Source organism: Rhodococcus sp. P4_B6 (assembly GCF_056402215.1).
Map to the genome: position 1 here is coordinate 1 of NZ_JBFUHV010000258.1, position 8,899 is coordinate 8,899.

The window sequence follows — 8,899 nt, forward strand, 5'->3', positions numbered from 1 at the left end:
GCCCAGGAGTTGGAGATGAGCGCGGGATCGAGGCTGCGGGGTTCGGCCTGTTCGATGATCCGACCGGTTCCGCCGCTCACCACGTCCCCGGAGGGGCCACTGGTGCTTGCTGAGTCGGCTGAGCTTCCGCTGCTACACGCACTGAGCATGAGCATGGCGGCAGCAGCGCAGGCCACGAGCGCACGTCTTTTCGAAATCACGGGAGGACCTTTCATGGTCCGGGTGAAGAACATGACAAGAGGGATATCGGTCGGATCAGTCCTGCATGGTGCGGTCGAACCGCAGGCGTAGGTGGTCACCTACCTGATTGAGGGCGAAAACGGTGAGGAAGATGACCATCGAAGGGACGAACACAATGTGCGGTGACGTTGCAATGGAGGACTTGCCGTCGCTGATCATTCCGCCCCAACTGGGCTGCGGCGGCGGCAGGCCCAGACCGAGAAAACTCAGTGATCCTTCGGCCACGATCAGCGCTGCAATCACGATGGGAAAGAATGCGCCCAGAGCGGGAAGAACGTTCGGCAGAATTTCCTTGAGCAGAATCCTGGAGTTGCTCGCGCCGAGATTCTTAGCTGCACGAACAAATTCGCGGGACGTCCAGGAGATCGTCGTGGCACGTGCCAGACGAATGAAAGACGGAACCGTGACGAGTGTCAGACCGACGAGAATCGTCTTGACGCTCGGCGTGAGGATCGAGGACAGGGCCAGCAGCAGGATCAGCGGAGGGAAGGCCAGCATCGCGTCTGCGAGAAGTGAGATACCGGAATCGACCTTCCGGCCGAAGAAGCCGGCGATCATGCCGAGAGTCGTGCCGATCGCCAGCCCCGTAATGCCGGCCACCGTACCGACCACGAGTGACACCCGCGCTCCGTGGATGCAGCGCGAGAGGATCGACCGGCCGAAACTGTCGGTGCCGAGCAACAGGTCGATCGAGCCGAAGCTGGGAGAGAGTCGCGATTCACCAACGGGGGCAGCGTAGTCGGCTATGGGTAGGAAGTTCGCAGTGACGGCGAGGACGAGGACCATGGCCAACCAGAAGTACGCAGACCAGACAATGACCGAACGCTTTTTCTTCTTGACACGAACGACAGGTTTCTCGACTTCTGCTTCGATGTCGGGAATTTGGTCCAAGGAGGGACTGATGGTCATGCGCGAACCGCCTTGCGAACTCGTGGATCAAGGAATCCGTAGCTGAAATCGACGATCATGTTGACGACGACGTAGACGAGGGCAACGAAGACCACAATGCCTTGGACAGTGATCACGTCACGAAGCGTGATGGACGACGAAACCAACTGTCCGAGGCCCGGAAGCCCGAAGAGGATCTCGACCACCACCGTTCCGCCGATGAGGCGGCCGAGGCTGATGCCTGCAAGCGTTATCAACGAGAAGGAGGAGGGGCGAAGCGCATGCCGGAACATGACGTACGTCCGCGACATTCCCTTCGCACGGGCAGCGGACACGTAGTCCTCTCTCAGTGTGCTGACGAGGTCGGTCCGCAGAAGACGTTGGAACGTGGCGATCTCGACGAATGCAATTGCGAGTGCGGGGAGGAACGCGCTTCGGAGATTGTCGCCGAGTCCGTCTCCGATCCGAGACCAGCCGGATACGGGGAACCACCCCAGCTTCAACGCGAGGAAGTAGATCAGTACGGGGCCTGCGATGAAGGCGGGGATCGCGAGGAATACAGACGTGACGGCGCTGATGCCCCGGTCGGTCGAACTTCCCGCAGTAGCAGCGGCGACCACCGCCAGAACGATTGCGATCGCCAGGGCGATGAGCAACCCCAGGATCGCAAGCTCGAGGGTGACGGGAAGGCGATCCAGAATTGCGTGAGTGACGTCCTGTCCCGTCAACGGCGACGTGCCGAGATTGCCTTGCAGCGCCGAGCCGAGCCAGTCGATGTATTGCCGCCACAGTGGCTGATCGAGGCCGAGCTTTGCGTTCAGTTCGGCGACCGCCTGCGGAGTGGAGTTTTCGCCTAGGATCACCTGTGCAGCGGATCCGGGGGCCAAACTGAGCAGGGAGACGGYGGCTACCGTCACCAGGAAGAGGACGAGCAGGCTTCGTCCAGCTCGTTTCGAAAGTGTGAGCACCATAGCGTTCGCCTTAGGCCCTTTCCATAGTGGTGCATGGAATGTCGTGTGATGTGCAGATGCGCGCACTGACCGTGGGTTTCGGCTGCGGTACGCGTGTTGTGGATGCGTGTGGCCTCTCCGAGTCGCTCCGGATGGGTGACTGTAGACCGTCAGGTGTCCCGCTTGCCGATGCGCGTGCGATCGAGATTCAGGGCGCAGCGAGTGGGTGGCTAGCCTGTCGTTGCACCAGGTCCTTCTCGAAATTGGTTCGCCTGAGGGTCTCCGTTCACTAAGTATACTAAGTCTTAGAAGACAACTTGCAAGCATCAATTTTTCGATGTGGGCGAACCCGGGCTGCCGATCGTGATCGGCAGGCCGGCGCCCGGTGTGGGTGAGGCATTGCGTCGGTCGACGGAGCCCGGTTGGTGGATGGTGTCTGATTTCGGTAATCGGGGTGGGTTTCGACAGGATTTGTAGTTCATCGACCTTTGGCTGCAACAACATTGGCGCGGTAAGGTCCGACTGACTCGCATCGAAACGCCGCGGCCTGAGAAGCTTGTGGGCCCCTCACTCTGCTGATAGGTGGAAACTATGTCGACGATCAGGCTGGGCAACGCTCTGATTGACCGTGTGGCGGAGCAGTCGCTACCGGTTTCACTCGGTCTGCTCACCGATGACGGAGAGTTTCTCTCTCGCCGAATCGCTCAACTGCCCGACGGCTTCCTGGACGAGGAGTCGGTGACCTTCCAGTTCTCGAGCCACAGTTGGGTGGTGAGAGTTGACGGTCTCACCGTGCTCGTCGATCCCTGTACCGGCAACGGCCGCGAAGGGCGGGGCCTCTATTTCGATGGCCTGAACGTGCCGTTTCTGGAGCGACTTGCCCAGTCGGGGGTGTCGGTCGATGCCGTTGACGTCGTGTTCTGCACCCACCTTCATCACGATCACTGTGGCTGGAACACGGTGCAGGTCGATGGTGCGTGGGTGCCGACGTTTCCCAACGCGACCTACCTGCTCGTCGACGAGGAGTACCGGCGGTGGGACACGTCCAGTTCGGATGTGCACCCCAACGAGTTCAACCCCAACACTTTTGACGAGTGCGTGCGCCCGATCGTCGACGCGGGTCTGGCCAAGGTCGTATCTGCACCGTATGCACTCTCGTCGGGTCTGACCATCGAACCTGCGCCGGGTCACACGGTGGGTCACGCGTTGATGCGTCTCGAGTCGGAGGGAATGTTCGCCTACTTCAGCGGCGACGCGTTTCATCATCCGGTCCAGCTGACTCGACCGGAACTCCATCTGCCCGGATGCGATGACTTGGCAACCGCGATCGTCACCCGGCAGGATCTGGTGAGGCGGGCGCTGGACGAGGGCGCTTTCCTGTTCCCGGCCCATTTTCCCGCGCCGCACTACGGTCACCTGTCCATTGACGGAGGCGAGGTGTGCTTCGTGCCCGGCGGTGCTCCGGATGCCGACCACGAACAGGCCGTGTGTCGCAGGTCCGGTGTCAACGCGACCGATTGATCGCATCAGGCCGGGTATTGCATTGTGTGCGAGGACCTCCGGACGGTGAACGATCGCGACATCGTCCACCGCACCCGGAGGCAAATCTTCGGTCGAGTCCGCTCAGCCCTGGAACATCGACAGTGGCACGCGTCCGACGATTCCGTCGAGTTCGCCGCCGGTTCGGCCGTCCGCCCAGGTGAGATAGACGTAGTCGCCCCTGAAGAGTATCCGCGAGAACTCGTCGCCGCCACTGGAGGAGTAGTGGAAGCCGAAGGGCTGCGGCGCATGGTTGACCTGCACCGCCGGGCTGAATGTCTGGCCACCGTCGAATGAGACGGTCGCAAAAGCGTTGACCATGTCGTTGCCCAGCATCCGCCACATCACGCCCAACCGACCGTCGGGACCGTACTCGATCCACGGCTTCGCCGCACCTGCGGCGGGGATCGTGGTCGGCCCGGCCCACGTGGTGCCGGAATCAGCGGTGACGTAGACCGCGAAGTCGTTGCCGTCGGGCAGCATGACGGCGAAGCGGCCGTGCGCGGTGGGGTCTGCCGTCACCCAGGGGATCGGGTCGGTCGCGGTCCGCCCGACGCTGTCGGGGAAGGCCACGCCATGTGGCAGTCGTGCTGGATCGCCGTCGCTGTCCGTCACCGGGTGCGATGTGAAGGTTGCCCCGTCGTCGGTGCTGGCGAGGAACCGCACCTCCCCGGGGACGACGACGTTGTTCTCCACCGCAAGGGCTGTCGCTGTCGCGAGGACGCCATCATGCGCCGCGATCTGGTTGCCGAACGCCTGCGAGGGCAGCGCCGCCATCGGACCCCAGGTCAGGCCATTGTCAGAGCTGACGGAGACCTGATGCGGGCTCGGGCCGCTGGGGCCGCCTACGACGTCGATCCTGTTGGTGGCGTCGTCGATCCTCAGCCGCGGTGTGGTGGCGCGGAAGACGGTCGTGTCGACTGGCGCCGACCAGGTCTTTCCACCGTCGTTCGACCGTGCGACCCCGACACGACCCGCTCCCTCCGGGCAGGCACCGGACCGGTCGTCGGTGCCCGGGCAACCGAGCCGGTTGAATGCGGTGAAGAAGGTGCCGGTTGAGTCGACTGCCACGTTGGGGTCGCCACAGAACGGCCGGTCCCCATTCGGGAACTCCGTCTCTGTCCAACTCTTACCGCCGTCATTGGACTGGCCCACAGGGAGCATAGGGGTCCGGGATCGGCAAAGCAATAGTAAGGACCCCCGCATCTCAAGTGGCACTTGCCTATTCCGGGATTCTGGCACTGCGTGTCGTCGACATGCGCATGGCGGACGGTCTCGGAAGGTCAGGGAAGCCGGCCGACCGTCGCGGGGTCGACAGGACTCGGGGCGTCGATCGATCCGCCATTCCACACACCGGAATCGCCTGACGCGGCCTCGCGTCACAGTCTCTACGGTGAACTCTGAAAGGTTAGTCTTGCCAACGCTGACCTAGCAAACTATGTTATCTAAGTAACAGAACGAAGGTACTCAAGCCTTCGTCTCGTTACGAGCGTGCGCCGGGATACCTCGGTCGCGAGGAGTGTTCATGCTGAAGACGCGGTTCACTGCAGCAGTCGGTGTCGAATTCCCCGCCGTGCGAGGCGCCGCGATGCCTCCGGGGTCGCGCGCGACTCGTCGGCCGATTCCTTGCCGTCTTCGCCCTCAACCAGGTCGGCGATCACCTGCGCCTGCGGTTCGACCGCACCTTGCAGAACTGATCTGACCGAAACCTCCCCTGTGTCAAATTCTTTCACCCTCGAACCATGAAAGGCCCCCCGTGATTTCGAAAAGACGTGCGCTCGTGGCCGGCGCTGCCGCCGCCATGCTCATGCTCAGCGCGTGTAGCAGCGGAAACTCAACCGACTCTGCAAGCGCCGGCGGCCCCTCCGGCGACGCGGTCAGCGGCGGAACCGGCCTGATCATCGAACAGGCCGAACCCCGCAGCCTCGATCCCGCGCTCATCTCCAACTCCTGGGCMAACTCCCCGGTGCTGGGCAACGCGCTCTACGGCACCTTGATGATCGACAATCCGGAAACCGGTGGCATCGACTTCAAGCTGGCGGAGGACTTCTCGTCCGCCGACGCGGGCAAGACYTTCACTCTCAGAGTGCGGGACGGTGTTCAGTTCTCCGACGGCAGCCCGTTCGACGCCGCGGCCGTGAAGTTCGGCTGGGACCGCATCAAAGACCGCGCAACCGCCTCACCGGACATCACGCAGGCGTCGTTGATCGACAGCAGTCAGGTCATCGATGATCGGACCCTGCGGGTGACGCTGGTCGAGCCGGTGCCGAACTTCGCCAACGCTATTTTGCAGACGGGTATGAACTGGATCGCCTCCCCGGCGTCGTTGCAGGCCGGCCAGCAGTCCATCGACTCCAATCCGATCGGTGCCGGGCCGTTCACGTTGGAGCAGTGGTCGCGTCAGGACGTCATCAAGCTGACCCGGAACGACAAGTACTACGACGCGCCGCGCCCGTATCTGGACAAGCTCGAGATCCGCGCGATCGGTGATGCCGATCAGCGATACAACACCCTCGTCAGCGGCGGAGCCGACCTCGCCCTCGAAGGTGTGTGGTCGAACATCGACAAGGCGAAGAACGCCGGACTGCAGAACGCGGTCGTTCCGCTCGGCGGCGGCACCACGATGGTGCTGAACAGCACGAAGGCGCCGTTCGACGACGCGCGTGCCCGTAAGGCCTTCGCGCTCGCACTCGATCTCGACGGCATCAACAACGCGGTCTACGGCGGTGCCGCCAAGCTGCCGCACACGTTGTTCGACAAGTCCTCGCCGTTCTACAAAGACATCCCGCTGGCCGACGAGGACCGAGCCGAGGCGCAGCGCCTCCTCGACGAGCTGGCCGCAGAGGGCAAGCCGCTGAATTTCACGATGTCGTTGTACCCGTCGGGCAAGGCTCTGGGCGAGGCGATTCAGACGCAGCTCAGTACGTTGAACAACGTCAAGGTCGATGTCCGGACAATCGATCTCGCTCAGGTGGGGCAGATCATGGCCAAGAAGGACTACGACACTTTGGTGAGCACAGTAGCCTTCTCCGATCCCGAACCGCGCCTGTGGTCCTCGCTCCACAGCGCCTCCGCCGGCAACACCAGTGGCATCAAGGATCCCGAGATGGATGCAGCGCTGGAGGCGGGCCGCATGGCTACCGATCCAGCGGAACGTACAGAGGCGTACGAGACTGTTCAGAAGCGCCTTGCCGAACTCAACCCCGTCATCTTCTACACCCGCGCTGCGCCTGGTGTCATCGCCAACGGCAACGTCGGTGGAATTCAGCAGTACGGGATGGGGTCGGTGCTCCCCGAGACGCTCTGGATCCAGAAGTAGGAAGAGGAGAATCGCGCACCTGTCCCCGATTCTTCGCAAGACGTCTGCACGAATCGCCATTTCACGACCGACGGTCCGGGCCCATCGCCCGGACCGTCGGCTTCGGGCTTTCAGGGTGCAGTGAAGGTCAGTGCGCGCCATTCGAAATGCCACTGCAGACCATCGTCGCGGACGAGAACCTTCGTACCGACCAACCTGACGCCTGGTCAGTGGGTCCGTAGGCAGGGAGCGGAACATGCGGCTCGTTGGTCTTGTTCGGTCATGACTAGATGGCACGATACGGCCGTAATCTATTACTGCACCATCGGTTACAGGTCCTGGTCGAACCGAAAGTGGGGACAACGAACTGTTGATTTGAATGACCGGTCGAGATATGTTTGCAGTCACATTCGGTACGGCAAGGATGTCGGAGTTGAGTCGCTTTCGACTGCCGGAAGTCCACTTCCACAGGCAGGGCCACGCCTGTGGAAACAGTTGCGTATGGGATATGCGGAGATCGCCGCGCTCGCGACTCTCGATCGGCCGAAAGATCACGAGGAGAGACATGAAGATTGTCATTGACGAGGAGAAGTGCGTCGCTGCCGGACAGTGTGTCAGTGCAGCGGGGGAGGTGTTCGACCAGCGTGACGAGGACGGAATCGTCGTGCTGCTGAACCCGTCTCCGCCGGCAGAGTTGGCGGACGACGTCCGTCGGGCAGCAGCGGTGTGTCCGGCTCTCGCCATTGTCATCGAGGAATAGCGTGGCTCCGTGATCGCCATGCGTAGAAGACTACAGATAGAGGACACACATGAATGAGACCGCCAAGGCTACGGAGATTGTCGAATTTCCGATGGCCAGGTCGGGCGAGTGCCCGTTTGCGCCGCCTCCGGGGCTGCTCGAACTGCACAAGGAAGACAAGCCGATTCGTCGGGTCAGGACCTGGGACGGCAACACGCCCTGGCTCGTGACCGGTCATGCAGCGCAGCGCGAGATCCTGACCGACCCGCGGGTGAGCTCGAACGTGTGGCGCCCGGGGTACCCGCACACGACGGTGGCCATGCAGGCACATGCCGGCCAGTCGCTTCCGTCGATCAACAATACTGACGGCCCCGACCACGCCCACTGGCGGCGGATGCTGACGAGTTCCTTCACTCGTCGTCGGATGGAGAAGCTCAGGCCTGCGATTCAGCAGATCACCGACGACCTCATCGACCAGATGCTGGCCGGCCCCAACCCGACCGAACTGAACGAGGCACTGTCGCTTCCGTTGCCGTCGCTGATGATCTGCGAACTCCTCGGGGTACCGTACGCGGACCACGACTTCTTTCAGGAGCACGCCGGCGTCACCAACGCACTGAACAAGACCCCGGAGCAATCCGCCGAGACTTCCGCAACACTTCGTCGATACATCGCGGGTCTCATCGATGCGAAGATGGCGAATCCCGTCGAGGACGTCCTGTCCGACCTGGGGACACGCGTGAAGGACGCCGAGCTGACGCTCGACGAGGCCTCTCGCCTCGGGCACATCCTGCTCGTCGCCGGCCATGACACCAGTGCCAACATGATCACTCTGGGTACGGGTTTGCTGTTGCAGAACGATGAGCAGCTCGCCCTGCTTCGTGAGCGATCCGACGATTCGAAGTTCGTGGCGAACGCTGTCGAGGAACTGTTGCGGTACTTGACGATTCCGCACCTGATGGCGAAAAGAGCGGTGATCGAAGACATCGAGTTCGAAGGCGAAACCATCCGCGCGGGTGAGGGACTGATCGTGTCCCTTCCCGCAGGGAACTGGGATCCAGAGGCGTTCCCCAACCCCGAGAAGGTGGATCTGGCCCGCCCGGCGGCGCACCACATCACCTTTGGTTGGGGCCCGCATCAGTGCATCGGACAGCAGCTGGCGCGCATCGAGCTGCACGTCGTCTTCAGCACGCTCTTCCGTCGTATCCCGACGCTGCGGCTCGACGCCGACATCTCCGAGCTGAA

Annotated in this window: 7 protein-coding genes and 1 pseudogene; 4 read left to right on the plus strand and 4 right to left on the minus strand. The window is 62.4% G+C overall.

All coding sequences use genetic code 11. The features are described from left to right. From AC1DWT_RS47285 to AC1DWT_RS47295, 3 genes and pseudogenes are all read right to left on the minus strand, one after another. Positions 1-200 (minus strand): annotated as a pseudogene (locus tag AC1DWT_RS47285) (ABC transporter substrate-binding protein); the annotation flags it as partial. Between the two features lie 55 nt (positions 201-255). Next, on the minus strand, positions 256-1,149 hold the full coding sequence (locus AC1DWT_RS47290; RefSeq protein WP_095861958.1) for an ABC transporter permease: 894 nt from the start codon (positions 1,147-1,149) through the stop codon (positions 256-258). Further along, entirely contained in the window at positions 1,146-2,099 is a 954-nt protein-coding gene (locus AC1DWT_RS47295) for an ABC transporter permease (protein WP_477925908.1), read from the minus strand. Before AC1DWT_RS47295 ends, AC1DWT_RS47290 begins: the two co-directional genes overlap by 4 nt. A gap of 570 nt (positions 2,100-2,669) precedes the next feature. On the opposite strand from AC1DWT_RS47295, the gene AC1DWT_RS47300 reads away from it, so the two are divergent. Continuing rightward, on the plus strand, positions 2,670-3,599 hold the full coding sequence (locus tag AC1DWT_RS47300) for an MBL fold metallo-hydrolase (RefSeq protein WP_095861960.1): 930 nt from the start codon (positions 2,670-2,672) through the stop codon (positions 3,597-3,599). Between the two features lie 102 nt (positions 3,600-3,701). Here the strand turns inward: AC1DWT_RS47300 and AC1DWT_RS47305 are convergent, their stop codons facing one another. After that, positions 3,702-4,688, minus strand: a complete 987-nt coding sequence (locus AC1DWT_RS47305; protein WP_477925909.1) for a sialidase family protein — start codon at positions 4,686-4,688, stop codon at positions 3,702-3,704. Positions 4,689-5,397: 709 nt separating this feature from the next. Between AC1DWT_RS47305 and AC1DWT_RS47310 the strand changes: the two genes are divergently transcribed. From AC1DWT_RS47310 to AC1DWT_RS47320, 3 genes are all read left to right on the plus strand, one after another. Next, complete coding sequence (locus AC1DWT_RS47310; RefSeq protein WP_477925910.1) at positions 5,398-6,936, plus strand: ABC transporter substrate-binding protein; 1,539 nt, start codon at positions 5,398-5,400, stop codon at positions 6,934-6,936. Between the two features lie 544 nt (positions 6,937-7,480). Further along, a complete protein-coding gene (locus tag AC1DWT_RS47315) occupies positions 7,481-7,675 on the plus strand; it encodes a ferredoxin (RefSeq protein ID WP_477925911.1) in 195 nt (64 codons plus the stop codon). Between the two features lie 49 nt (positions 7,676-7,724). Beyond that, positions 7,725-8,899 (plus strand): cytochrome P450 (locus tag AC1DWT_RS47320; protein WP_477925912.1); only part of this gene is annotated, 1,175 nt, incomplete at its 3' end.

What these genes read in the sequence shown, in the direction of transcription:
- AC1DWT_RS47290 (WP_095861958.1), bottom strand. Translation starts at nt 1,149, where the DNA reads ATGACCATCAGTCCCTCCTTGGACCAAATTCCCGACATCGAAGCAGAA.
- AC1DWT_RS47315 (WP_477925911.1), top strand. Translation starts at nt 7,481, where the DNA reads ATGAAGATTGTCATTGACGAGGAGAAGTGCGTCGCTGCCGGACAGTGT.
- AC1DWT_RS47300 (WP_095861960.1), top strand. Translation starts at nt 2,670, where the DNA reads ATGTCGACGATCAGGCTGGGCAACGCTCTGATTGACCGTGTGGCGGAG.